Raw genomic sequence first — 23,522 nt, 5'->3', positions numbered from 1 at the left:
GGTGCGGCGGCGGGGGGCGCGGCTGGAGGCGGTGCGGCGGCGGGGGGCGCGGCTGGAGGCGGTGCGGCGGCAGGCGGTGCGGGCCCTGACGGCGTGGGCCCCGGGTGCCCCGTCGCCGTGTTGCTGACCGCCGCCGAGCAGCTGGGCACGGCGGGGCGTACGGCGGAGCTGGCCGTGCGGTACGCGTGCGAGCGGGAGCAGTTCGGGCGGCCGATCGGCGCGTTCCAGGCGGTGCAGCACCTCTGCGCCGACATGCGCGTACGGGTGGAGGTGGCCCGCGGTGCAGTGTACGCGGCGGCCGTGACGGGCGACCCGGTGGACGCGGCGGGCGCGAAGCTGCTGGCCGACGAGGCCGCCGTACAGGGCGCGCGGGACTGTCTGCAGGTGCACGGCGGGATGGGCTTCACCTGGGACGCGGACGTCCATCTCCATCTGAAGCGCGCGTGGGTGCGGGCCGAGCGCTGGATGACGGCCGCTGCGGCCGAGGAGACACTCGCCGCACACCTGTAGGTGACCGTGGGTGAAGGAGGGGCGGTCGAATGCCGATATCGGGTCGTGTCCCGCCCGGCAGCCTTCACTCGCCGGCTACGGCGGCCCACTCGGGTACGCTCCGTGGCGTGGGTGCGGTGGTGGGGCCGACATGGCGCTGCGCGCCGCTGTGTTGCGCGGCCCTGTGTTCGACTGGGCGGCATGTGCGTCGCACAGTATCCACCAACCGTACTCCTTCGCGCTGGAATATGCCCGAAGCGCTTGTTGCGGTGACTGTACGTCAACCATGCTGTCCCCAAGGATCGCTGTGAGGCGCGAGGCGATGTGTCCGCCGGTTCGGATGGTGTGAGCGGTGCAGGTGCTTCAGGTTCAGTTGGAGGTCGGCCCCGACCCCTCGGAGGTGGGGAGGGCCCGTAGATGGGCGAGGTCACGGCTCGCCGGCTCGGGCATAACTGCAGACGAGCCGGTGGCCGACACGCTCGTACTCCTCATCTCCGAGCTGGTCACGAACGCGGTCGTGCACACCGGTTGCCCCGCGGTCCTGCGAATGCTGTTCGGCCCGGGCGGCGCCGGGGCGGGCATCGTGCGGGTCGAGGTCGCGGACCGCAGTGCATGCCCTCCGCAGCAGCGCCGGGCAGACGGCGCCGACACCCACGGCCGTGGCCTGGAGCTCGTCGACGGCCTCGCGGACCGGTGGGGCTGGCAGCCCGAGGGGTCCGGCAAGCGCATCTGGTGCGAGGTCGACAGGAACGCGCCGGTGCTCACCACGGTCGTGCGTGAGCCCGGAGCGTACGAGTCTCCGCGCGCTGTCACAAATACCGCGTAACGGCTATTTCTCCCGCCACCTGTTGACGGGCGGTGTCCGTCTGATCACTCTTGGATCAGCGATTCGTGGCGAGGGGACGCCGAGAGCTTGACGCCCTCGGCGAGTGCGAGTCGTCGGTTCGGTGTCGACCCGATCAGGGGAACGGGGCGCGTACGCCGAGCCGGGTGGCGGCCGCCGTGCCGTGCTCGGGGCGCGCATACGCGCGCCGCCACCCCAAGAGGGCTCGTGCCGCCGACGGCGCCCCCGCGGCCCACTCACCGCTCACAGCACCGCGACCGGAGCTACCGGAGCGCCCGTCGCGCCCACGAACGGTTCGGGTGTCGCGGCCAGCAGGAACGTGTACCGCCGTTCTTGTGCACAGGCTGTGGACAGTTCCTCCAGATTCCAGTTCTGGCCCTGCGGCATCCCCATCTCGACCAGATCGAGGGCGTGCACCGGCAGCCACAGCCCGTCGACCTCCGGCGGGAAGATCTCGAACGTCAGGGTGTCGTCCGCGACCGCCGCCACATCGCGCGCGTGGAACCACTCCGGGGCGCGCAGGGACAGCCCCGGCGACGGATACGCGTAAGCGTCCCGGTCCCCGGCCAGATACTGGCGCACCTGGCCCGTCCGTACGAGGACGATGTCCCCCGCCCGTACGGTCACCCCGCCCGACTCCGCCGCCTCGTCCAGGTCCTCGGGTGTCACCGCGTGGTCGCCCGGCAGCCGCTCGACGCCCTTGGCGCGTGCCACGTCCAGCAGCACCCCGCGCGACACGATGTGTCGCGCCTTGTCCGCCCCTCCGAACGAGGCGCCGCCGTGCGGGGTGATCGACGCGGCGGGGCGGCCGTTGTAGAGCCGGCCCGAGTGCGAGGCATGGGCCAGGGCATCCCAGTGGGTGCCCGACTGGAGCCCGAACGTCACGACGTCGTCGCTGGTGGCGACCGTATCCGGGCCGAACAGCTCCTGGTTGATCTGCACCATCGTGTGCAGCGGGTTCACCCGCCCGGGGATCAGGCCGGTCTGGACGCCGTCGGCCCGCAGGTCCAGCGCGAGGGGGACGCGCAGCCCGGTCCGTACGGTCGCGGCGGCCTCCCGCACCACCTGGCCGGTGATCAGGTTGAGGGTGCCCAGCTCGTCGTCGTCGCCCCAGCGGCCCCAGTTGTTGACGCGCTCGGCGATGGCGTGGAACGCGTCGGGCAGTGACATCGGGGCCTCCCGGGGCTTGCGCTCGGCTGTCCGGCGACCCATAAAATCTAACGGACCGTCAGAAACTTGGGGAAGTGCTGGTCCTGAAGAGGAGCCGGGGATGCCGGGCATGGGGAACTTCTTGGCAGGCAAGGTCATCGCCGTGACCGGCGCGGGACGCGGCATCGGGCGGGCCGTCGCGCTCGCCTGCGCCGCCGAGGGCGCGCGGGTCGTCGTCAACGACTACGGCGTCGCCGTCGACGGCGCCGCGCCCAGCTCGCAGGTGGCCGATGCGGTCGTCAAGGAGATCACGGCGGTCGGCGGGCAGGCCGTCGCGGTCGCGGACGACATCTCCACCATGGCGGGCGGACAGCGGGTCGTGGACACCGCGCTCGCCGAGTACGGCCGCATCGACGGCGTCGCGTGCGTGGCCGGCATCCTTCGCGAACGGATGCTCTTCAACATGTCCGAGGAGGAGTGGGACCCCGTCGTCGCCACCCATCTCAAGGGCACCTTCACCGTCTTCCGCGCGGCGTCCGCCGTCATGCGCCGCCAGGGCTCCGGCACCCTTGTCGGATTCACCAGCGGCAACCACCAGGGCTCCGTCTCCCAGGCCAACTACGCCGCCGCGAAGGGCGGGGTCGTCTCGCTGGTCCGCAGCGCCGCCCTCGGCCTCCACAAGTACGGCGTCACCGCCAACGCCGTCGCGCCCGTGGCCCGTACGCGGATGTCCGCCGACGTGCCCATGGAACTCAAGGAGATCGGCGAACCCGAGGACGTCGCCGCGCTCGTCGTCTACCTGCTCTCCGAGCGGGCACGGGCCGAGCGGATCACCGGACAGGTCTACACGGTCGCCGGGCCCAAGATCGCCGTGTGGGCGCAGCCGCGCGAGCTGCGTGCCGCGTACGCGGACGGCGGCGGCTGGACGCCCGAGCGGATCGCCGACTTCCTGCCCGGCACGGTCGGCACCGACCCGATGCCGCTGCTGGAACAGCTGGCGGAGATGGCCAGGGCGGCGGCGGCCGGAACCCGCCCCAACGAGTCCGACGAGTAGGCGGCGACGGTGGACTTCTCCTTCGACCGGCACGACGAGGAGTTCCGGGCCGTGGCTCGGCGGTGGCTCGCCGAGCACCCGGCCCCGGCCGCCGGACCGGGCCGCGCCTGGGAGCGGGAGCTGGGCGCCGCGGGCTGGATCGGCCTCGGCTGGGACACCCCCGAGGGCCGCTACGGCAACCGGACGGCGACGCTCACCCAGCAGGTGGTGTGGGCGGAGGAGTACGCGCGCGCGGGCGCCCCGTCCCGGACCGGTCACATCGGCGAGAACCTGCTGGCCCCGACCCTCCTGGCGTACGGCACGGAGGAGCAGCGGGACCGGTTCCTGCCCGGCATCGCGCGCGGGGAGGCGCTCTGGTGCCAGGGTTACAGCGAGCCGGACGCCGGTTCCGACCTGGCCGGGCTGCGCACGGCGGCCGTGCGGGACGGCGACACGTACCGGATCACCGGCCGGAAGATCTGGACGTCCCTGGCCCGGGACGCCGACTGGTGCTTCGTCCTGGCCAGGACCGAAGCCGGCTCCCGGCGCCACGCGGGCCTCTCCTTTCTCCTGGTGCCGATGGACCAGCCGGGCCGCGTCGAGGTGCGGCCTATCCGCCAGATGTCCGGCGACAGCGACTTCAACGAGGTCCTCTTCGACGGAGCGGAGGCGCGGGCACGGGACGTGGTCGGCGGCGAGGGCGCCGGCTGGCGGGTCGCGATGGGGCTGCTCGCGCGGGAGCGGGGCGTGTCGACGCTGGTGCAGCAGATCGGCTTCGAGGCGGAGCTGGGGCGTGTGCTGCGGGAGGCGGCGACGAGCGGCGCGGCGGCGGACGACCCGGTGCTGGCCGACGACTTGGTACGGCAGTGGGCGGAGCTGCGGGTGATGCGCTGGAACGCCCTGTGCACGCTGGGCGGTTCGGGCGAGGGCGCGGCACCCAGCGTGTCCAAGCTGCTGTGGGGCGGGTGGCACCGTCGGCTGGGCGAACTGGCCATGCGGGTGCGGGGCGCGGAGGCGGTGACGGGCCCGGGGGACTGGCGCCCCGGGACGTACCCCCTGGACGACCTTCAGCGGATGTTCCTCTTCGGCCGGGCCGACACGATCTACGGCGGCTCGGACGAGATCCAGCGCACGATCATCGCCGAGCGGGTGCTCGGCCTGCCGAAGGAGCCGCGGTGAGGGCTGTCGTGTACGAGGGCGAGCGGGGCGCGGTACGGGTCGCCGACGACGTGGAGGTCCGCGCGCCGGGGCCGGGCGAGGTCCTGGTCGCCGTCGCGGCGGCCGGGCTCTGCCACAGCGACCTGTCGGTGACCGACGGGACGATCCCGTACCCGGCACCGGTGGTGCTCGGCCACGAGGGCGCGGGCGTGGTGGAGGCGGTGGGGGCGGGCGTGACGCATGTGGCGCCCGGCGACCATGTGGCGCTCTCGACGCTGGCGAACTGCGGGACCTGCGGCGACTGCGCGCGAGGGCGGCCGACGATGTGCCGGAGGGCGATGGGCCGCCCGGGCACCCCCTTCGTACGGGACGGGGAGCCGCTGTACCAGTTCGCCGCGACGTCGGCCTTCGCGGAACGCGCGCTGGTCCGCGCCGTCCAGGCGGTCCGCGTCCCCCGGGACGTACCCCTGGCGTCCGCGGCGCTCATCGGCTGCGCGGTGGTGACCGGCGTCGGGGCCGTACTGAACCGGGCGAAGGTCCGGCGCGGCGACACCGTCGTCGCCGTGGGCGCGGGCGGCGTCGGCCTGAACGTCCTCCAGGGCGCCCGGCTCGCGGGCGCGTCGGTGGCCGTCGCCGTGGACGTCAACCCCGCGAAGGAGGCGGCGGCCAGGCGGTTCGGCGCGACGCACTTCACCACGTCCGTGGAGGGTGTCCGGGAGGTGCTTCCGAGGGGCGCGGACCATGTCTTCGAGTGCGTGGGCCGGACCGCCCTGATCCGCCGGGCGATCGACCTCCTGGACCGCTCGGGCCAGGCGGTCCTGCTGGGCATGACGGCCCCGGACGAGGAGGCGCGCTTCCTGCCCGCGTCCCTGTTCCTGGACAAGTCCGTCCTGGGCTGCCGCTACGGCACCTCCCGCCCCCACCACGACATTCCCGAGTACACCCGCCTCTACCGAGAGGGCCGGCTGCTCCTCGACGAGCTGGTGACGGAGACGTACCCGGTGGAGGACTTCGCCAAGGCGGCGGAGGCGGCGCGGGAGGGGCGGGTGGCGCGGGCGGTGCTGACGTTCTGAGCACGGGCCGACGGTCCAAAGCACGGTGCCGGGCCCGCGAAGTGCGGGCCCGGCACCGTCGTCGGCCGGAAGGGCTCCGAGAAGGCTCCGGAAGGGCTCCGAAGGGGGCTCCGGCTCCGGCTCCGGCTCCGGCAGAACCGTCAGCGGCTCTAGAAGAGACTCACGTAGCCCTGCCAGCCCGAACCGATCTTCACGGTGGCCCGGAGCGTGCCGCTGCCGGTGCCGTCGTTGCGGAGCAGGTCGCCGCCCGTGGTGCGGGACACCACGTCGGGGACGCCGTCGCCGGTGATGTCGCCGACACCGACGAAGGCGTCACGGCCGTTGGCCCAGCCGGTGCCGAACACCGCGACGCGGTTGCGGACGTAGCCGTTGCCGAGACCGTCGTACCGCCACAGCGCGCCCGCGCCGTCGACGGCCAGCAGGTCGCCGATCCCGTCGCCGTCGAGGTCACCGGCGCCGAAGACCGACCGGTACAGCTTCCAGTTGCCCGCGAACAGCACGCGGGCCTTCAGCCAGCCGGCGCCGTTGTTCTCGTACAGGTACATGTCGCCGGTCGACGTCTGCCGCGCCACCAGGTCCGGCAGCCCGTCACCGGTCATGTCACCGGGGGACGTCAGCACGTCGTACTGCTCCCAGCCGCGGCCCCGGTACGTGTACGGGGTCTCCGCCGTCATGGCCGACCCGCAGGCCGGGGTGTACGCGCGCATGTGGCCGACGCCCGTCCGCAGCAGGACGTCGTTGCACCCGTCGCCGTTCAGGTCCCCGAAGGGCACGACCATGTTGGAGGTGCCCCAGCCGGTGCCCGTGGTGGCGCCCGAGAAGGTGCCGTCGGCGGAGCCGTGCTGGAACGACAGGGCGCCCGAGGGGCTCAGCGTCATCAGGTCGGCCACGCCGTCCGGGCCGTTCGCCCCCGCGTGGTCGCGGGGGACGAGGGCGGGCGCGGGCGGCTCGCTGCCGCCGGAGACCTCCAGCGGCGACGGGACGACGAGGTCCGCACCCTGGCCGTCGGCCGGCCTCACGGTCAGCTCCAGGCGGTACTCGCCGTTCGGCGCCGCCTGGCCCTGCTCGTCCTTGCCGTCCCAGGACGGCGTCAGCCTGCCGCGGACCTCGCCGCCCTGGAGGGTGCGCACGGTGAGGCCGGACGCCACGTGCCGGACGGCGAGCTGCCAGGACGCGGCGGGCTTGGAGAGCCACCAGGTGCCGCTCCAGGCGGCCCCGGGGGCGGTGAGGTCCAGCGCGGCGGGCGCCGGCTTCGAGTCGATCACCAACAGGGGGGAGGCGGGCACGCCCGTGGGCACGACGCGGACCTGCTGGTCGGCGCCCGCGTAGGCCACATGGCCGCCGAACCGGTCGACGGTCCAGGTCCTGCGGGCGAGGACGCCCTGCGGCCCGAACTGCCCGGCGCCTGCCAGCGGCTTACTGGGCACGTCCGCGAGTGCGCCACTGGCCGGGAGCCCGTTGTGCAGGTCGTACAGCGTGAGCCCGGAGGCCGTGGTGCCCTGCACGACATAGCCGTCGCCCAGCAGGACGTTCCCGCCGGCCGGGCCGGTCACCGTACGCCCGGAGACGCGGTCGTACACGCCCGCGCCGCGCTCCCAGGACGAGTCGTAGCAGCGCCAGTACACCCAGCGGCCCACTGCCTGCAGCTCGCTCGGCACGCAGCCGTTGGCCGTCTTGAACGAGCCCAGGGACGCACCGGACGGGATCGACGTGGCGGTGACCTCACCGGCGGTCCCGCTCGCGCTCCACAGGGTGGAGCCCCAGACGGTGGCGGCGACGCTCGTGCGCGTCTTGAGGACGGTGCTGTCGCCGCTCTCGCGGAACTCGACGAGGTACTGCGCCTTCGACGAGGCGCCGTCGACCACGGCGTACCGCCCGGACAGGGACGTCAGCCGGGGGCTGCTGTCGCCGGTGTCCACACGCGGGCCCCAATGCGAGGCGTCGCCGTTCTTCAGCACCATGGTGAGCCCGCGGTCCGTCGGCTGACGCCGTCCGTGGTAACCGTCGCCGCTCGCCCGCATGTCGACGCAGTAGTTCTCGTCGCCGCAGGGTTCGCTGTCGTCGCCCCGGACGTACCCGTCGACCGTGGGGGCGCCGGTGGGCGCGGGGGCGCCCGTGGTGGAGAGCCAGGTGCTGCGGTAGCCACCGATGTAGGTGCCCGGCTGGTAGATCGTGCCGGTGTCGGCGGTCGTGAGGATGCCGCTGCCGAGGGACAGGCCGTGGATGTGGGCGGGCATCGGCTGGACGTCCGTGAGGCGCTGCCGGGACAGCTTGCCGTCGGCGCCCCACGAAATCCGGTAGAACGCCCAGTCGTTGGTGCCGTACGCGGGCTCCGTCACCGCTCCGGCCACGATGGCGGAGCCGTCCGGGGCGATGGCGATGTCGGCGCGCGCCGACGCGAGGAGCGTCGTGCGGCCGCTCTCGGTCACCAGGAGGAGGGGTCCGCCGTTGTACTCGTTGTCCCCGGCGTTCGTGCCCGTCGCGACGAGGGCGCCCGCCCCCAGCGCGGCGGTCGCCGCACCGTCCAGGCTCGCGTCCAGCGTCCGGGGCGGGCTGTCGGGGGCGGCGCGGTCGAGTACGTGGACCGGCATCCGGCCGGGGGCCAGGCGCAGCAGCGTCTCCTTGCCGAGCCGGAAGCCCCCGACGGTCCAGGGCTCGTCCGGCAGGGGACGATCGGGCAGGGGCGTGGCGACCCCGGTCGTGAGGTCGACCAGCGCCCAGTGGTCGTATGTGTCGGCCGCGTCGGGCTGCTTGTAGCGGAGGATCACGGACCGGGCGTCCCCGTCCTCGGCCCACCGCTGGGCGACGGCACCGTCCGGGAGGCCCGTGACGTCCTCCGCGACGACCTGCCCGTCCGAGACGCGCAGGAGCCGGTGGCCGGTGACCTGCTCGCCGGACATGACCGCGGTCAGCACGGCGGAACCGAAGGTCCCGGCGTACACCTGCCCCTCGGGTATGGGGATGTCGACGGCGCCGCCACTGCCGCCCGCGCCCTGCTGGAGGGTCACGTGCGGGGCGGGCGACTCGCTGTACAGGGCGAGCGTCTCGGAACCGGCGCCGTAGTAGCCCGGGGCGGCGGGCGCGGCGTACGTGAAGCCGGTGCCGTCCACGTCGTACTGGACCTTCCCCGGCAGCCGGTCGCCCACCTGGGTGGTGGTGCCGGTCGCGTAGTCGGTCCACAGGAGGCGGTCGTCGCCCTCCTGGGCGAAGAGGAAGCCGGTGTCACCGGCGTGGAGCAGCTGCGTGGCGCGCGGTACGAACCGCGGCGACGGCGCCAGGGTGACGGCGCCGGCGGGGCTGTCGGCGGTGGCGGCGGGGCTGTCGGCGGCCGTCGCCGGCAGCGCGGGCCCGACGGCCGCCGTGACGGCGGCCAGTACCACTGCGGTTGCCGGGCGACCGGCGCCTCGTGCGCGGTCACGGAATCGGCGAATCAAAAGAAGAGTCCCTCCCGGAGGGTCGGCCCCACTGCCGGCGGTGTGCGCTGAGTCCTCCCCGCGCCTGCGGCATTCCGGCCAGACCCCGATGTCAAGTGGCCGGATCGTAACAGCAGTCACACCGGCACCGGTAGCGAGATTCGAACCGGTTCAAAGGCGGTGTTCCGCCCGCCCCCGGCCGGGTCGCTCTCCATGGGTGCACCGGCGAATCCGGCGCGGGCGAGCTGTAGGTACTCCGGCCGGCTGATTCTCAGTCGCCGAGCCGCCGGAACCGCCCCTGGTGGAACAGCAGTGGGTCGCCGCCCTCGTCGGTGGCGTCCAGGGCGTGGACGCGGCCCACGACGACGAGGTGGTCGCCGCCCGTGTGGACGGCGTGGACCGTGCAGTCGAGCCAGGCGGGGGCGCCGAGCAGTCGGGGGGAGCCCGTGGTGGGAGCGGGGGTGTGGGGCACGCCCGCGAACTTGTCGGCGTGGGCGCCGCTCACCGCGAAGGCGCGGCACACCGCCTCCTGGTCCGCGCCGAGGACGTTCACGCAGAACGCGCCCGCGCGCGCGATGCGCGGCCAGGTCGTCGACGTACGGCCCACCATGAACGCCACCAGCGGCGGGTCCAGGGACAGTGACGCGAAAGACTGGCATGCGAAGCCCGCCGGGCCGCCGCCCTCCTCGTCGTACGCCGTGACGACCGTGACCCCGCTGGCGAAGTGGCCGAGGACGCGGCGGAAGTCGGCGGGCGCGACCGCCGGGCGCTCGTCGTCGCGCACCACGCGCAGGGGAGCCTCGTACCGCGCTCCCGTGGACCTCAGGTAGCGGACGGCCGTCGCGGCCATCCCGGCGTGTCCCATCACCCCACCATTGAAACTGACGGATCGTCAGAAGAGAAGAGGGGCGTCGGTGTGCGAGGCCCCTGCGGCCGCGGCCGTGGTTCAACGGCCTTCGAAGCGGACCTCCCGCCGCTCCACGAACGCCGCGACGCCCTCCCGCGCGTCGTGCGTCGACATGTTGATCTCCTGGGCGGCCGCCTCCGCGGCGAAGGCGGCCGCTCTGTCGGTGTCGGGGGAGGCGTTGACCAGCTGTTTGGTGAGGGCGATGGCGCGGGTGGGGGCGAGGACCAGGCGGTCGGACCACTCGCGGGCGGTGGCGGCCAGGTCCTCGTCGGGGACGACCCGGTTGACCAGGCCCAGCCGCTCCGCCTCCCGGGCCGTCAGGGCGTCCCCGAAGAACATCAGCTCCTTGGCGCGCCGTGGCCCGACGAGCCGCGTCAGCAGATAGGCCCCGCCTCCGTCCGGGACGAGGCCGCGGCGGGCGAACACCTCGATGAACCGGGCCGATCGGGCCGCCAGGACCAGGTCGCAGGCGTACGCGAGGTGGGCGCCGATCCCGGCGGCGGTGCCGTTGACGGCCGCGACGACGGGCTTCTCGCAGTCGAGTACGGCGCCGATGAGCCGCTGCGCGCCGAGCCGGATCGTACGGGCGACGTCCCCGGCGACCCGCTCCCCGCCGCTGTCCGGCGCCCCGCGCAGGTCGGCGCCGGCGCAGAAGCCGCGGCCCGTGGCGGTGAGGACGACGGCCCGGACGGCCGGGTCGGCGGAGGCGTCGCCGAGAAGCGCGATGAGTTGTTCGCGCTGGTCGGGGGTGAGGGCGTTGAGGGTGCGGGGCCGATTGAGGGTGATCCACAGGACGTGGTTGTCAGTGCGGCGCAGTACAACTGAATCGGCGGATTCGGCGGATTCGGCGGATTCGAAGGGGGCGGTGGGCTCTGCTTCGTCTCCGGGGGAGGACATCATGCTGCTGCGACCACCTGTCTCAACGGCACACGGCCAGCGCGTCCAGCGCGACCGCGCCCTGTCCGCGTTCGAGTACGACGAGGGGGTTGACGTCCAGCTCGGCGAGGTCGCCGCTCAGCTCCAGGGCCATGCGCTGCACACGCAGGACGACCTCGACGAGCGCGTCGACGTCGAGTGGCGGCCCGCCCCTGACCCCGTCCAGCAGGGCCCGCCCGCGCAGTTCGTCCAGCATGGCCCGCGCGTCGCCCTCGCCGAACGGCGGGACCCGTACGGCGGTGTCGCCCATGACCTCCACCAGGACGCCGCCCAGGCCGACGGTGACGGTCGGCCCGAAGAGCGCGTCGTGCGTGACGCCGGCCATCATCTCGACGCCCTGCTCGATCATCTGGCAGACGAGGACGCCGTCGAGGTCGATGCGCTCGTAGCGGGCGATCTCGGTGAGGTCCCGGTAGGTGTCGCGGACCTGGCTAGCGGAGGTGAGGCCGATCCGGACCAGACCCAGTTCGGTCTTGTGGGCGAGATGCGGGGCGGACGCCTTCATCACGACCGGGTAGCCGACCTGGCCCGCGGCCCGGACGGCCCCCGCCGCGCTGGTCACCAGCTGCTCGCGCGGTACGCGGATGCCGTACGCCCGAAGGAGCTGCTTGGCCGCGTGCTCGCTCAGGCGATGGCCCGGCTGGAGGAGGGCGCGCGCCTTGCGCAGCGAGGGCGACGGTATGCGCGGCGCCTCGTCGAAGGGGGAGTGGTAGTCGGCGGCGAAGCGGTGGTGGTCGAAGTACGCCTTGACGGCGGAGACGCAGTTGCCGAACGTCCGGAAGGTGATGACGCGCGACGAGCCGAGGAGCGTCTCGCGGTAGGCCGCCTCGGTGCCGACGGGCGAGCCCCAGACCACGCACACCGGTTTGTCGGTGGTCTCCGCGGCGTCGACGAGGTCCTGGACCAGCCTGTCGCTGAGGGGAGGGAACGGCCCGGTGACGGGGCAGACGAGGACGCCGACGGCGGGGTCGGCGAGGAGCGCGTCGATGATGCGGCGCCCACGCCGGTCGCCGACGGGGTGGCCGCCGCAGTCGACGGGATTGGCGACCTGGAGATAGCCGGGTATCCACTCCCGGAGAGCGCGCTGCGTGTCGGCACCGAGCGCGGGCAGGGCCAGTCCGGCGGCGGAGGCGAGATCGGCGAAGTGCGCCCCGGTCCCGCCGGAGATCGAATACACGGCGACGCCGTCGGCGCGGGGCGCGCGGGCGCGGGCGAGCATGGTGGAGGTGTCCTGGAGCTGGTCCAGGCCGTCGACCCGGACGATCCCGAACTGCCGCATGGCCGCGTCCACGACCTGGTCGGCGCCGGTCAGCTTGCCGGTGTGCGAAGCGGCGGTGCGGGCACCGGTCTCGGTGCGCCCGACCTTGACGGCGACGACCGGGACGCGGCGCCGCGCGGCCTGATCGGCGGCCAGCAGGAAGGCCCGCCCGTCCTTGATGCCCTCCAGGTAACAGGCGACGGCCCCCACTTCGGGCTGCCCGGCGAAGTACGAGAGGAAGTCGGCCGCCTCGAGATCGGCCTCGTTCCCGGTGGGCGCCCAGTGGGAGAGCCGCACGCCCAGCTCCTGGAGCGCGAACAGCGGCCTGCCCTGGTGCCCGGACTGGGTGATCAGGGCGATGGCGGGCCCGTCGAGGTCGTCCCGGAAGTCCTCGAAGGCGTTCAGGTTGGTGTTGGGCCCGAGCAGCCGCAGCCCCGACCGTTCGACGGCGTCGACGAGGCGGCGCTGCGCTTCGGCGCCCGCGTCCCCGCTCTCGGCGAACCCGGAGGCGAAGGCGACGGCGAAGCGCACACCGGTCCCGGCCAGCTCCTCCACCACGGGCGCGGGATCGCGGACGAGCAGAACGGCGAGGTCGACCCCATGAGGCAGGTCGCCCACCGACGGCACACACGGCACTCCGAACACGGCATCGCGCGCCGGATGCACGGGATACACCCGCGCGCCCACCCGGCCGGCCCACCGCATCAACTGCCGCGTCACCCCGGCCTGGGGCCGTCCATCCCCGTCGGACGCCCCGACGACGGCCACGGCCCCGGGCCGGAAGAACCGGTCCAGATCCGGAGCGCCGGCTCTCAGCGGCCGCCCGCTCACATCGAGTTCGCCGCCCCCGCCGGAGCCCTCCCGGCCACCGGCCACCACGCGGGCGCGGAGATCGGTGGTAAAGGTGCCATGCGTCGATCCAAGCATCGTCCCGCCGCTCCTGGTCGTCGTCCGACACGTAACTGACGCATTGTCAGGTTACCGAAGGGTCGTCAACTCAGGAACACTCCGCGCACCGTCCGACTCGGCGCCCACCCCGTCCGGCTCGGCGCCCACCCCGTCCGGCCCGCCCACCCCGTACGCCCGCACCCTCCGGCCGTACTCGCCCGTCGTCCCTGGTGTCACGCCCTCGTGCCTCCGCATCGCCCGCGGAAAGGCGTCAAACGTTCACGCCGCCGCAGGCGAGATCGCCGACGCCACCGGCACCCTCACCTCGCGCGGCAGCCGGGGCGAGGCGTGCCCGTACGACCCGGACGCCAAGAACGATCAGGCGACGAGCGTGCTCAACGCGGCAGGCTGACCGGCCGTACGACCGCCCGGGGCGGAGGCACGTCGGACCGCTTGTCCGACCGCTTGTCCGAGGAGCCGCCCGCCCCGGGGCGGCACCCGGCCACGTGCACCCCGCGCGCTGCCTCGGCCGGCATCGGAGTCATGGCCACCGCCCGTGCGATCCGCCGCGCCTCCAGCGCCAGTTCGCGCAGCGTCCCGCTGATCGGCTGCGTGAAGCCGGTGAAGTAAAGGCCGGGCGCCTCCGTCGCCGTACGGGCTCCGCGCACCACCGGCCGGCCGCCCGCGCCCAGTACGCCCAGGTGACCGACCAGCCCCTCCAGCGTGCCGCGGTATCCGGTCGCCGCGATCACCGCGTCGGGGCACAGCCGCGTACCGTCCACCAGCGCGATCTTGTTGTCCTCGAACGACTCCAGCGCCGCCACCGGCTCCACCAGCCCGCGCCGTACCGCGTCGACCAGGCCCGTGTCGTGCACGGGCACCGCCCCGTCGCGCCGGAGCCGGGTGTACGGGCCGGCGGCCGGGCGCGGCAGCCCGTACGCCGACAGGTCCGGCACCGTCAGCCGCCCCAGCACCCGCAGCAGCCCGTCCGCCGACCGCACCGGCAGGCGCCGCACCAGCACCCCGGTGGCCTGCGCCGGCCAGCCGCCGACCGACCGGCGCACGATGTGCGGCACCGTACGGACGGCCAGCCGCACCCGTGCCGCGCCGCCCTCGGCCAGGTCGACGGCTATCTCGGCGCCGCTGTTCCCGGCGCCGACCACGAGGACGTCCTTCCCGGCGTAGGGGCCGGGGGAGCGGTACGCGTGGGCGTGCCGCAGCTCGCCGGTCCATGTGCCGAGGCCGGGCCAGTCGGGGACAAGCGGGGCGTGGGCGTGCCCGGTGGCGACGACGACGGCGCGACTGGTGAGACGCCGGCCCCCGGTGGCGTGCAACACCCACCGGTCCGGGCCGTCGCCGCTGCCGCGCTCGATCCGGGAGACCTCGACCCCGGTCACGATTTCGAGGTCGTGCACCTCGGCGTACTTCTCCAGGTATCGCACCATGTCGTCGCGTGACACCCAGCGCCCGGACGAACGAGGCATCGGCAGTCCGGGCAGCGCCGACATCCGCCGAGTGGTGTGCAGCCGGAGCCGGTCGTAGTGGCCGCGCCAGGACGCGGCGATGCAGGGGGACTTCTCCAGGATGACGGCCCGTACGCCGCGCCCGCGCAGCGCGGCGGCCACGGCGAGCCCGCCCGGGCCGCCGCCGACGACGTAGACGGGCGGGCCGAGGACGGGGTCCGGAGCGGGGCCGGGGGCGGAATCGGGACGAGGGGTGGAAACACGGGCCATAGACGCTGAGCGTAAAGGGCGCTGCCAGTTGTTGGGTCCCGGTCAAGGGGGAAATCGGTTGCGAAAGGGTCACGAACCGGGCTCGCCCCTGGCCTCCAACCGCCGGAGGCGCGCACGACGGCGCGCCTCCGGCCCTCCCGCGCCCCGGCGGTTTTCGGCCTACTTCCCTCGCTGCTCCTTCCCGGCTCTTTCCCCGCTCCTTCCCTGCTCCTTCCCGCTCCTTCCCTACTTCTTGGGTGTGACGGCGGCCTCGACCTCCTCGAAGGTCTGCTTCTCGACGAGCCCGGTGTCCTCGAGCACCTCCAGGTGGTCGAGGACGGTCTGGTTGGCCTGGCGGGCATGGCGGCGGATCAGGTCGTTCTGGGTGGAGGCGCGCACCTCGCCGATGGTGGCGAAGATTTTCCCGTGGGAGGAGCGCAGGAGGTTGGCGAAGAGCCGGTCGAACTCCGCACCCCGGGCCGCCTCCAGCTGTCGCACGAAGCCCTGCTGCTCCTCCGTGGCCTCGTTCGGGATCTCCACCCCGAGGATCTTGGCGTCCTCCCGGACCAGCTGGTCGAGCTTGCTGTGCCCGTCGAGCAGATGCAGGCCGGCACGCTTCACGGCCTCACTGGCCGCGTGCGTCTGGGCCAGCCGCCCGGCGGGGATCTCCCACAGCCCCGCCTGCCGCACCTTGACCAGGAACGTCCGGTCGATCTCCGTCACGGCCTGGGGCCCCTGCTGCGCGCCGGCTGCGGACCCGGCGTTCTCGGCGTTCCCGGCATTCCCGTACTCACTCCCGTAGCCACCGTGGTTGCCGTTGTCGCTGCCGTTCTGCTGCGCCGCCGCACCCACCTGCCCGGCCGCGGCCTCGTCACTGCTGCCCCGCACGACCAGGAACAGCGCGAGAAGCGCGGCACAGGAGGCGGCTATGGCGGCCAGGGCGGGCCTGGGGATGCTGGGGCGCAGGGCGCGTCGGTTCGGATACATGATTCCTCCTCGATCGGCTTGCAGAGGGATACGGAAGGGGCGGACTGGGCGTTCAGGGGAACCTGGCGCCCTTGAAAAATCCCTGCCCTTGAGCTCAACTGACGTTCCATCAGAAGGAGTGACCGCCGATGGACGCAGCCACCCCCGACATGGACGCCTTCACCCGCCCCTACTGGGACGCGGCCGCCGAAGGCCACCTCCTGATCCGCCGCTGCACCACCTGCGGCCGCGCGCACCACTACCCCCGCGAGTTCTGCCCCCACTGCTGGAGCGAGGCCGTCCACTGGGAGCGGTCCACGGGCCACGCCACGCTCTACACGTGGTCGACCGTCCACCGCAACGACCTCCCGCCCTTCACCGCCCGCACCCCGTACACCCCCGCGGTGGTGGACCTGGCGGAGGGCCCGCGCATGATGACGGAAATCGTGGACTGCCCCACGGAGCACCTGAGGATCGGCATGCCCCTGGAGGTCACCTTCCGCCGCGACGCGACGGCGACGGTCCCGGTCTTCCGTCCCCTCACCACACTCGACGTCGACGTGGTCAGAGGTCCCGCGCCGGCTGCCTTCTGACGGTCCTCACGGCCACCTGACGGTCCTCACGGCCACAGCAGCTCGCGGGACCATCTGCCGTCCGCCTCGCGGTGGTAGCGGAGGCGGACGTGGCGGCGCTTCTCGTCGCCCTGGAAGAACTCGACCTCCTCGGGGTGGAGGAAGTACAGGGTCCAGGTGGGGGCGTCGGCCGCGGGGTCGGAGTGGGCGACGGTCCAGGCCCGGGCGCTGGCCCTGGTCAGGGCCGAGAGGGAGGGGAGTGGTTCGCTCTGGTGGCCTACCAGGGCCGCCGCGAGGGCGCCGGTCGAGCGGGCGTGGAGGTCGGCGTAGGACTCGTCGGGGGTCGCGGTGGTGACCGGGCCGCGGAGGCGGATCTGGCGGGCGTGGACGGGCCAGTAGAAGTGGAGGGCCGCGTACGGGTGTGCGGCCAGTTGGCGGCCCTTCGCGCTGGTGGCGTGGGTCGCGAAGTGCCAGCCGCGCTCGTCCGCGCCGTGCAGCATCACCGTACGGACGTCAGGGTTGCCGTCCGCGTCGACCGTGGCCAGCTGGGTGGTGTGGGGTTCCGGCTGGGCCGCCCGGGCCGCCTCCACGAACCAGGAGCGGAAGAGGGGGAGGGGGGTTTCGGGGGCTTCGTCCGGCGCGAAGGCGGGGAGTTGTCCCTGCCAGACCCGGAGTGTGTGGAGGGTCGCTTCGAAAGTGCTGTCCGTCATGGAGACATCATCGGGCCAGTACCACCGTCCCCGACGAGCAGAACCATCCTCCGGTCCCCGACGCCACCGCCAGCCGCGGCAGGCTGCCGTCCGCGCGGCGCACCTGGTGGCCCGGTGCTTCGCCGCGCAGCTGCCGTACCGCCTCCACCAGCAGGAACAGGCCCCGCATCCCCGGGTGGCAGGCGGACAGGCCGCCGCCGTCGGTGTTCACCGGCAGCCCGCCGGCCTCGATGAAGGCGCCACCCTCGCCCTTCTCGCAGAAGCCCAGGTCCTCCAGGGTCACCAAGGTCATGTACGTGAAGGCGTCGTACAGCTCCGCCACGTCCACCTCCGCCGGTCGCACCCCCGCCCGCCGGAAGGCCCTGTCGCCGCTCACCGCCGCCGGTGACACCGTGAAGTCCTGCCACTCCGACATCGTCGTGTGCGATGCCGACTCCCCTGTGCCCAGGATCCAGACGGGGGGTTTCCGGCAGTCCCGTACGTAGTCCTCCGCCGCCAGCAGGACCGCCGCCCCTCCGTCGCTGCGGACGCAGCAGTCCAGCCTCGTGAACGGGTCCGCGACCGGGGGCGCCGACAGCACGTCGTCGACGGTGATCGGGGTGCGGTACATCGCCTCCGGGTTGCGCGCCGCGTACGCGCGCGCCCGCACCGCCACCGCCGCCAGCTGCTCACGCGTCGTGCCGTACTGGTGCATATGACGGCGCGCCGCCATCGCGTACTTGGCGATGAGGGTGTGCCCGTACGGGGCCTCGAACTGGAGCGGGCCCCGCGCGCCGAAGGAGAGGTTCGCGGTGCGGCGGCCCGCCTTGATGTCCGAGCGGGCCGTCGAGCCGTACACCAGCAGCACCACCTCGGCGTGCCCCGCCGCGATCGCGTCGGCCGCGTGGGCCGCCATCACCTCCCAGGTCGCGCCGCCCACCGATGTCGAGTCGACCCAGGTGGGCCGCAGCCCCAGGTACTCCGCGACCTCCACCGGGGCCAGTGTGCCCAGCCCCGCCGACGCCACGCCGTCGATCAGCGAGCGGTCCAGCCCCGCGTCGGCCAGCGCCCGCCGCGCCGCCTGCGCGTGCAGGGTGTGCGGGGTGTGCGGGGTGTGCGGGGTGTGCGGGGTGTGCGGGGTGTGCGGGGCGGACGGAGCGGAGGGGGTGGTTGCCGTGTCGGCGCGGCCGCAGTCCGCGAGCGCGACGCCGACCACTGCTACGGAACGCCCAAGCATGGATCTGACGGTACATCAGATGTACGCTCCGGGGGAGTGGTCAGGCGTCAGGAGGGGGTCCCCGGCCGATGCGTACCGACTTCACCCAGGAGCAGTTCGATCTCCGCCGTGCCCTGCGCCGCCTGCTCGTGGAGCGCTGTGACGTGCGGGGCGCCGTGGCCGGCCCGGACGGGTACGACGCCGGGCTCTGGGGCCTGCTCGGCGGGCAGCTGGGGCTCGCCGGGCTCGCCGTTCCCGAGGCGTACGGGGGCGCCGGGTGCCCGCCCGGTGAACTCGCCCTCGCCTGCGAGGAGACCGGCCGCGCCCTCGCGCCGTCCCCGCTGTTCGCGACGGCCGCCCTCGCCGCACCGCTCCTCGTCCGGCTCGGCACCGACACGCAGAAGGAGACCCTCCTCCCGCGCGTCGCCGACGGAACCCTCACCGCGACGCTCGCCACACCCGGCGCCGCCCTCCCCCTCGCTCTCGGCCTCACCGGCGACCAGCGGGGCGGTGCCTGGGCGGGCGGTGGGCGCGCGGGCGGGGTGCAGGCCAGGCCGCGGGGCGGCCCTGACGGCGGATGGCTGCTGTACGGGGAGGCCGACCGGGTCCTGGACGGTCACAGCGCCGGTCTGCTGCTCGTCGCCGCCCGCACCGGCGGCTATCCCCGGGCCCGCACGCTGCTCTTCCTCGTGCGCGGTGAGGGCTCCGCACGGGGTGACGGCGGGCGTGCGAGCGGTGACGGCGGGCGCGCGAGCGGTGACGCTCCTGTACGCGGTGGTGCCCGGACCGTCCGTGTACGGCGGCCATCCCTCGACGAGACCCGCCCGCTCGCCCGCGTCCAGCTGCGCGACCAGCCCGCCGAGCTGCTCGGATACGACGACCCCGGCGCCGTACTCGGCGCCCTCGCCGCGACCGGGCGTACCGCCGCCGCCGTCCTCGCCGCCGAGGCCGTGGGCGCCGCGGCGTACAGCCTCGACCGGACCGTCGCGTACGTCCGGCAGCGGGAGCAGTTCGGGCGGCCCATCGGCTCCTTCCAGGCCGTCCAGCACCGGCTCGCCGACCTTTACGTACGGGTCCGGGCGGCCCGTTCGGCGGCCTACTACGCCGCCTGGGGCCCCGCGGCCGGGGGCCTGGCCCTCGCGCAGTGCCTGGACGCGCTGGGCGCCGTGGCCGCCGACGCGATACAGCTGCACGGCGGCACCGGATTCACCTGGGAGCACGAGGCGCACCTGTACTTCAAGCGGGCCACCGCCGACGCGCTGCTCTTCGGCCCGCCACACCGGCTGCGCACCCACGCGGCACGGTCCGACGCGCTCTTCGAGGGGGTGGCGGTGTGACATCCTCGCCGGACCGGATGCGGCGGCTGGTCCAGAAGGTCTCCTCGACCCGTACGTTCGCCCGCGTCGCCCCGTACGTCGTCCCCGCTCTCGACCGGGCCGTCCACCGGCTCACCGGCGGCCGGGTGCTGCTCAGCGCCCGGATGCTGCCGGGCCTCGTCCTCACCTCGCGCGGTGCCGCCACCGGGCTGCCCCGCCGGGTGCCCCTCGCCTGCATGCCGGAGGACGCGGCGGCGGCCGGCTGGCTCCTCGTCGGCTCCAACTTCGGCCGCGACGCCCACCCCGCCTGGACGGGCAACCTGCTGAAGCACCCGGACGCGGAGGTCAGCTGGCAAGGGCGCACGATCCCGGTCCGCGCCCGGCTCCTGGAGGGCGCCGAACGGGAGGCCGCCTGGCGCGCGGTGGTGGCGTTCTGGCCGCCGTACGCGACGTACCAGGCCCGGATCGAGCGGCGGATCCGCCTCTTCCGGCTGACGCGGAGGGACCAGGGCGGGGGCGACGGCGGGCGCGACGGCGGGCACGGGGGTGGGCGCGGGAGTGCCGACGACGGTCGTCATGACGGACCGCCGTCGGCGTGACAGGACGTGCCGTTCCCTGGTGCCGGGGTACGAGAGCGTCGGGTGCCGGGTGCCGGGTGCCGGGTGCCGGGTGGTTTGGGCCGTCCGGCGGCCTCCCGATCGCCGGTATACCCGTCAGTCGCCGGTCGGTCGGCCTACTTCGCCGGCTTCTTGCCGGTGATACCCAGGTGGACCAACAGCGCCAGGTTCGGCCGGAGTTCGGCCTGCTTGACGCCCCAGGTCTGGAAGCCCTTCTGGTGCGAGGCGACCGAGGCCAGCATCGCGACCAGCGCACCCGCCACTGCCGCCGGGTTCACGTCCTTGTCGACCCTGCCCTTGGACTGGAGTTCCTTCACCGAATCGGCCAGGGAGTTCGTGACCGAGGTAAGGATCTTCATACGGATCTTGTAGAAACGTTTGTCGCCCTCCGCGGCCCCCAGGTCGACGACGCGGAGGATCGCGTCGTGGCGCCGCCAGAAGTCGAGGAAGCCCTCCACGAGCTCCTCCGACGTCTGTCTCGCCGCCTTGCCCACCCAGGAGCGGCCGGAGACCAATTCGGTCAATCCTGCGCCTTCCTTGGCCATTTCCTCGGCGATTTCGAGGACGGCGCCCTCTACGTCCGGGAAATACTGATAGAAGGTCGCAGGTGAAGTGCCCGCCTTCCGGGCCACGTCGATGACTTTGACGTCCCGGTACGGCGAGGAGCTGAGCATCTCGCTGAGGCAGTCGAGCAGCTTCTGCCGCGTCGCCTGGCCGCGCCGACCGGCCACGCGGCCGTCGACGGTGCGTACTTGTCCTGTCATGCCGTCAGCTTACCGAGGGGTGATCTGGGCGCGATTCGGCCGACTGCAAATGGGGTGCGGGCCGGTGCGCAGGCCGCTCCGGAGCGGCGGCCGGCGGCCCCCCCCGGCGCGTTGCCCGTTCCGGGGTGCGGCCCCCGGCTCCCCCGCCCTTGCCGGCTCCTCGCACCGGCTCCTTCCTCAGCTCCTTGCCGCCCCCTCGCCCACCTCCTTCCCCGGGCCCGGGGAATGGTCGGTGAGCGCCCTTCACCCCCAATAGGATTATCAACAGCCTGTGGATAACTTCGGTGGACAAGTGCGCGAGCGGCCCATGAGCGCACACCGAATTGAACTCTTTTCGCATATACGTCCTATTTTCTCCCCCTGCGGCGCACCCGCACCCGCATTAGCGTGACGGTGACGGGCACCACACGGTCCGTGCACGCCCGTGCGCGCCCGTGCACAGGGAAGGAACCGCGCCCATGGCCGCGACCGAAGAAGGGACCCCGGAGGTCATGCCGGAGGGCACGCCCTGCTGGGCCGACGTGCTGCTCCCGGACCTCGAGGCGGGCAAGCGTTTCTACGGTGAGCTGTTCGGCTGGACCTTCGCCGACGCCGGCGAGACCTACGGCCCTTACGCCACCGCCCTCAGCGACGGCCTGCGCGTCGCAGGGCTCGCGCCCAAACGGGACGGCCGCATGCCCACCGCCTGGGGCGTGTACCTGGCGACCGCCGACGCCGTCGCCCTCGCCACCCGCATCAGGGAGGCCGGTGGCCAGATCATCACCGAGCCCATGCGCGTGGGCGCCGCCGGGATCACCGCGCTCGCCGCCGACCCGGGCGGTGCCGTCTTCGGGCTCTGGCAGGCCGAGGAGCGGTCCGGCTTCGAGAAGCAGGGGCTCGCCGGGTCCTTCTGCTGGGCCGAGGTGTACACGCGGGCCCGCGACAAGGACGCCGTCGACGCCTTCTACGCGACCGTCTTCGGCTACCGCACCCGCGACCTCGACGACCCGTCCGTCGACTTCCGCGTCTGGTCGCCCCCCGGCACGGACGAGCCGACCGACGCCACGGCGATCGGTGGGCGCAGCGTCATCGGCGAGGCGTTCCCCGCGGAGATGCCCGCCCACTTCCTCGTCTACTTCGCCGTCGAGGACTGCGACGGCACCGTCGCCTCCGCCGTACGGCTCGGCGGGCGCGTCACCGAGGATCCGTTCGACACGCCGTACGGCCGGATCGCGCTCCTCGCCGACAACCAGGGTGCCGTCTTCGCCGTACTCGCGGAGCCGAAGGCCGCGTGACCGGCACCCGCCGGCGCCCTCCCGCCGGGCACGAGGCGGGCGGAGCCCGCGGGCCGTCCGGAGGGTGACGAACGGATGCCCTCAGGGCGTCTTGCAGGGGTTTTGCGGTCGGACGCGCCTCCGCCCGCGCGGCCGTACGCACCCTGGCCGAATATCGACGGCACGTCCGTCGCTCGCGCCTCGCCCGCCCCTCACAGGGGTGTCCGTATCCGGGTGAGACACCCCGATCCGCCCCCGGGTTCGCAACCGCCGCCCCGGACAGGAAGAATCAGGGTGCACAGGGTCGTACCCTCATGGCCCTGACGGGGAGGTGGCAGGCAAGTGGAGCAGCTGACGCAGCACGACCCGAGACGGATCGGCCCGTTCGAGGTGCTGGGCCGGCTCGGCGCCGGTGGGATGGGCCTGGTCTATCTCGCGCGGTCGGCGTCCGGCCGCCGCGTGGCGATCAAGACCGTACGGACCGAACTCGCCGAGGACCAGCTGTTCCGCGTGCGGTTCACGCGCGAGGTCGAGGCCGCGCGGGCGGTCTCCGGGTTCTACACGGCGGCCGTCGTGGACGCAGACCCGCGCGCGGCGGTGCCGTGGCTCGCCACGGCGTACGTACCCGCGCCCTCCCTCGAGGAGATAGTGAACGAGTGCGGGCCGCTGCCCGCGCCCGCCGTGCGCTGGCTGGCCGCCGGGATCGCCGAGGCCCTCCAGTCCATCCACGGCGCCGGTCTCGTCCACCGTGACCTCAAGCCGTCCAACGTCCTCGTCGTCGAGGACGGGCCGCGCGTCATCGACTTCGGTATCGCCTCCGGTGTCTCCAACACCCGGCTGACCATGACCAACGTCGCCGTCGGAACACCCGCGTACATGTCCCCCGAGCAGGCGCGTGACTCGCGGAGCGTGACCGGCGCCAGTGATGTCTTCTCGCTCGGCTCCACGCTCGTCTTCGCCGCGACGGGGCACGCGCCCTTCCACGGCGCCAACCCCGTCGAGACCGTCTTCATGCTGCTGCGCGAGGGCCCCGACCTGGAGGGGCTGCCCGGCGAGCTGCGCCCGCTGATCGACTCCTGCATGCAGATGGAGGCGGGAAACCGCCCCACCCCGGCGGACCTCCAGGCGCAGCTCGCCCCGCACCTGTTCGCCGGCGGCGACGACAGCGGTACGGCGTCGGCGTGGCTGCCCCACAGCGCCACCGCCATGATCGAGCACCGGCGCGGGGGCCGCCCCAGCCCGCCGCCGCCCCCGTCGGTGCCGCCCGGG

Annotated in this window: 21 protein-coding genes; 11 read left to right on the top strand and 10 right to left on the bottom strand. The window is 73.6% G+C overall.

The annotated features are described in order from the left end of the window. Nucleotides 1-510, top strand: a 510-nt coding sequence (locus tag FVS66_RS02660) for an acyl-CoA dehydrogenase family protein (protein ID WP_262386772.1), incomplete at its 5' end; no start/stop codon positions are given. Between the two features lie 331 nt (nt 511-841). Further along, on the top strand, nt 842-1,315 hold the full coding sequence (locus FVS66_RS02655) for an ATP-binding protein (protein ID WP_149179321.1): 474 nt from the start codon (nt 842-844) through the stop codon (nt 1,313-1,315). 261 nt (nt 1,316-1,576) lie between these two features. Here the strand turns inward: FVS66_RS02655 and FVS66_RS02650 are convergent, their stop codons facing one another. Next, complete coding sequence (locus tag FVS66_RS02650; protein WP_149179320.1) at nt 1,577-2,503, bottom strand: cyclase family protein; 927 nt, start codon at nt 2,501-2,503, stop codon at nt 1,577-1,579. A gap of 109 nt (nt 2,504-2,612) precedes the next feature. Here FVS66_RS02650 and FVS66_RS02645 point away from each other — a divergent pair, with 109 nt between their 5' ends. The 3 genes from FVS66_RS02645 to FVS66_RS02635 are packed head-to-tail and all read left to right on the top strand — an operon-like array spanning nt 2,613 to nt 5,746. Next, entirely contained in the window at nt 2,613-3,536 is a 924-nt protein-coding gene (locus FVS66_RS02645) for an SDR family oxidoreductase (protein WP_149179319.1), read from the top strand. 9 nt (nt 3,537-3,545) lie between these two features. Then, on the top strand, nt 3,546-4,694 hold the full coding sequence (locus FVS66_RS02640; RefSeq protein ID WP_149179318.1) for an acyl-CoA dehydrogenase family protein: 1,149 nt from the start codon (nt 3,546-3,548) through the stop codon (nt 4,692-4,694). Next, a complete protein-coding gene (locus tag FVS66_RS02635) occupies nt 4,691-5,746 on the top strand; it encodes an alcohol dehydrogenase catalytic domain-containing protein (protein ID WP_149179317.1) in 1,056 nt (351 codons plus the stop codon). The genes FVS66_RS02640 and FVS66_RS02635 overlap by 4 nt, the downstream gene beginning before the upstream one ends. Nucleotides 5,747-5,895: 149 nt before the next feature. On the opposite strand, the gene FVS66_RS02630 is transcribed toward FVS66_RS02635, so the two are convergent. The 4 genes from FVS66_RS02630 to FVS66_RS02615 form a co-directional block, all read right to left on the bottom strand. Continuing rightward, nucleotides 5,896-9,126 carry an FG-GAP-like repeat-containing protein gene (locus tag FVS66_RS02630; RefSeq protein WP_262386771.1) on the bottom strand — a complete coding sequence of 1,077 codons (3,231 nt, stop codon included), beginning with the start codon at nt 9,124-9,126 and terminating at the stop codon, nt 5,896-5,898. 304 nt (nt 9,127-9,430) lie between these two features. Then, complete coding sequence (locus FVS66_RS02625) at nt 9,431-10,024, bottom strand: flavin reductase family protein (protein WP_262386770.1); 594 nt, start codon at nt 10,022-10,024, stop codon at nt 9,431-9,433. A gap of 81 nt (nt 10,025-10,105) precedes the next feature. Continuing rightward, nucleotides 10,106-10,966 (bottom strand): enoyl-CoA hydratase/isomerase family protein, encoded by an 861-nt coding sequence (locus tag FVS66_RS02620; RefSeq protein ID WP_149179316.1) that lies wholly within the window; start codon nt 10,964-10,966, stop codon nt 10,106-10,108. Nucleotides 10,967-10,985: 19 nt separating this feature from the next. Then, a complete protein-coding gene (locus tag FVS66_RS02615) occupies nt 10,986-13,187 on the bottom strand; it encodes an acetate--CoA ligase family protein (RefSeq protein ID WP_149179315.1) in 2,202 nt (733 codons plus the stop codon). Between the two features lie 43 nt (nt 13,188-13,230). Here FVS66_RS02615 and FVS66_RS02610 point away from each other — a divergent pair, with 43 nt between their 5' ends. Next, a complete protein-coding gene (locus tag FVS66_RS02610; protein ID WP_149179314.1) occupies nt 13,231-13,560 on the top strand; it encodes a hypothetical protein in 330 nt (109 codons plus the stop codon). On the opposite strand, the gene FVS66_RS02605 is transcribed toward FVS66_RS02610, so the two are convergent. Beyond that, nucleotides 13,544-14,881, bottom strand: a complete 1,338-nt coding sequence (locus tag FVS66_RS02605; protein WP_149179313.1) for an NAD(P)/FAD-dependent oxidoreductase — start codon at nt 14,879-14,881, stop codon at nt 13,544-13,546. The two genes, FVS66_RS02610 and FVS66_RS02605, sit on opposite strands and share 17 nt — an antisense overlap. Nucleotides 14,882-15,106: 225 nt before the next feature. Beyond that, on the bottom strand, nt 15,107-15,847 hold the full coding sequence (locus FVS66_RS02600) for a DUF4142 domain-containing protein (RefSeq protein ID WP_149179312.1): 741 nt from the start codon (nt 15,845-15,847) through the stop codon (nt 15,107-15,109). Nucleotides 15,848-15,975: 128 nt separating this feature from the next. Between FVS66_RS02600 and FVS66_RS02595 the strand changes: the two genes are divergently transcribed. Beyond that, nucleotides 15,976-16,419: a Zn-ribbon domain-containing OB-fold protein gene (locus FVS66_RS02595; protein WP_149179311.1), complete on the top strand. Its 444-nt coding sequence runs from the start codon at nt 15,976-15,978 to the stop codon at nt 16,417-16,419. A 26-nt stretch (nt 16,420-16,445) separates the two neighbouring features. Here FVS66_RS02595 and FVS66_RS02590 read toward each other — a convergent pair whose 3' ends face one another. Both FVS66_RS02590 and FVS66_RS02585 read right to left on the bottom strand, forming a co-directional pair. Beyond that, a complete protein-coding gene (locus FVS66_RS02590; RefSeq protein WP_149179310.1) occupies nt 16,446-17,108 on the bottom strand; it encodes a pyridoxal 5'-phosphate synthase in 663 nt (220 codons plus the stop codon). 7 nt (nt 17,109-17,115) lie between these two features. Beyond that, on the bottom strand, nt 17,116-18,324 hold the full coding sequence (locus FVS66_RS02585; protein ID WP_149179309.1) for a thiolase C-terminal domain-containing protein: 1,209 nt from the start codon (nt 18,322-18,324) through the stop codon (nt 17,116-17,118). Between the two features lie 68 nt (nt 18,325-18,392). On the opposite strand from FVS66_RS02585, the gene FVS66_RS02580 reads away from it, so the two are divergent. Then, a complete protein-coding gene (locus FVS66_RS02580) occupies nt 18,393-19,640 on the top strand; it encodes an acyl-CoA dehydrogenase family protein (protein WP_149179308.1) in 1,248 nt (415 codons plus the stop codon). A gap of 17 nt (nt 19,641-19,657) precedes the next feature. Continuing rightward, nucleotides 19,658-20,218, top strand: a complete 561-nt coding sequence (locus tag FVS66_RS02575; protein ID WP_149179322.1) for a nitroreductase family deazaflavin-dependent oxidoreductase — start codon at nt 19,658-19,660, stop codon at nt 20,216-20,218. 134 nt (nt 20,219-20,352) lie between these two features. Here FVS66_RS02575 and FVS66_RS02570 read toward each other — a convergent pair whose 3' ends face one another. Then, a complete protein-coding gene (locus FVS66_RS02570; protein WP_149179307.1) occupies nt 20,353-21,000 on the bottom strand; it encodes a TetR family transcriptional regulator in 648 nt (215 codons plus the stop codon). Between the two features lie 458 nt (nt 21,001-21,458). Here FVS66_RS02570 and FVS66_RS02565 point away from each other — a divergent pair, with 458 nt between their 5' ends. Together FVS66_RS02565 and FVS66_RS02560 are read left to right on the top strand one after the other, a co-directional pair. Beyond that, on the top strand, nt 21,459-22,274 hold the full coding sequence (locus FVS66_RS02565) for a VOC family protein (protein ID WP_149179306.1): 816 nt from the start codon (nt 21,459-21,461) through the stop codon (nt 22,272-22,274). A gap of 321 nt (nt 22,275-22,595) precedes the next feature. Further along, on the top strand, nt 22,596-23,522 hold a 927-nt coding region (locus tag FVS66_RS02560), incomplete at its 3' end, for a serine/threonine-protein kinase (protein WP_149179305.1).

This window comes from Streptomyces sp. TRM49041 (assembly GCF_008271805.1).
GTDB lineage: Bacteria > Actinomycetota > Actinomycetes > Streptomycetales > Streptomycetaceae > Streptomyces.
The sequence above is the reverse complement of the archived record's forward strand: the minus strand, read 5'-3'. Positions and strand labels throughout refer to the sequence as shown.